The organism is Streptomyces sp. NPDC057565, assembly GCF_042801455.1.
Taxonomy (GTDB): domain Bacteria; phylum Actinomycetota; class Actinomycetes; order Streptomycetales; family Streptomycetaceae; genus Streptomyces; species Streptomyces yanii.
Window position 1 is genome coordinate 1 of the sequence record NZ_JBHVFU010000182.1, and the last position, 1309, is coordinate 1309.

Genomic DNA, 1309 nt, shown 5'->3' on the forward strand with positions numbered 1-1309 from the left:
GGCGGTTTCTAGGGGTCGTCGCAACACGTGGTCGTGTTGATCAGGTCGCGAGCAGTTTATGCAGGCGCTCGGCTGGGGTTTCCCAGTCGAGCGTTTTGCGTGGGCGGCTGTTGAGTTCGGCGGCGACCGTGTCCAGGTGGTCGCGGGTATGGACGGCCAGGTCGGTGCCCTTGGGGAAGTACTGCCGCAGCAGGCCATTGGTGTTCTCGTTGGAGCCGCGCTGCCAGGGACTGGCCGGGTCGCAGAAGTAGACCGGGATGTCGGTGGCGAGGGTGAAGGAGCCGTGAGCGGCCATCTCGGCGCCTTGGTCCCAGGTCAGGGACCGCATCAGGTGAGCGGGTAGCGTCTGGACGGTTTCGACCAGGGTGTCACGGACGTGTTCGGCGGTGCGTCCGTCGGGCAGGTGCAGCAGCATCACGTAGCGGGTGGCGCGCTCGACGAGAGTGCCGATTGCGGAGTTGCCGTCCTTGCCTATGATCAGGTCGCCCTCCCAGTGGCCGGGCAGGGAGCGGTCTTCGGCCTCGGCCGGACGCTCACTGATCATCACCATCGGGGTGGTGAACCGCGGCTGCCGGCAGGCGGCCTGGCGGTGGGGCTTGCGACGGGTGCGGCCGGTGCGCAGGGCCTTGGCGAGTTCGCGGCGTAGCTCACCCCGGCCCTGGACGTAGAGGGCCTGGTAGATCGTTTCGTGGGCCACGTGTATCTCCGGCCGGTCGGGAAACTGTGCCCGCAGAGCCTGGCAGATCTGTTCCGGGCTCCACCGTAGGTCCAGGTGGCGCTGGATGAAGTCCCGCAGCACGGGATTCTGGCTGATCTTGCCGGGCTTGGGGCGGGGCCGGCGGGCATCCGCGCGGGCCTGGGCGGCGTGCGGACGGTAGTGGCCGCTTGCCGGGTGCCGGTTGCGGCGGATCTCGCGGCTGATGGTGGATGGGCTGCGGCCCAGTTCGGCAGCGATGGCGCGGACCGTGGCCTTCTCCCGCAGCCGGTCGGCTATGTGGATGCGGTCAGCCTCGCCCAGGTAGCGGGACGGACCGGATGAACGCGGCGCCTCCTGGTAGATCGGAGGCGCCGCCTTCTCGCGGCCCTTGTGGGCGTGGCGGCCGTTGCGCCACTTCTTGCCGGTCCGGACGTCGATACCGACGATCCGGCAGGCTTCTTTGCTGCTGTAGCCCTGCTGCATGAGCTGGAAGTATGCGGCCCGCTCACGGGTCAGTTTCTTCCGTCCCTGCGGCTTCGCCCGGTCCTTACGGATCTCGAAATCCATCGCACCCCTTGAACTGGGGTGTTGCGACGACCACTAGAACCCAAG

Annotated in this window: 1 protein-coding gene; it reads right to left on the reverse strand. The window is 68.0% G+C overall.

What is annotated here, in order from left to right:
- Positions 1 to 40 precede the first annotated feature (40 nt).
- Positions 41 to 1264, reverse strand: coding sequence for an IS30 family transposase (locus ACFU8W_RS52480; RefSeq protein ID WP_384053007.1), 1224 nt, complete (start codon positions 1262 to 1264; stop codon positions 41 to 43).
- Between the last annotated feature and the right edge of the window lie 45 nt (positions 1265 to 1309).

Bases quoted from the DNA above. Each gene is read 5' to 3' on its own strand.
- ACFU8W_RS52480 (WP_384053007.1), bottom strand. From the start codon at position 1,264: ATGGATTTCGAGATCCGTAAGGACCGGGCGAAGCCGCAGGGACGGAAG.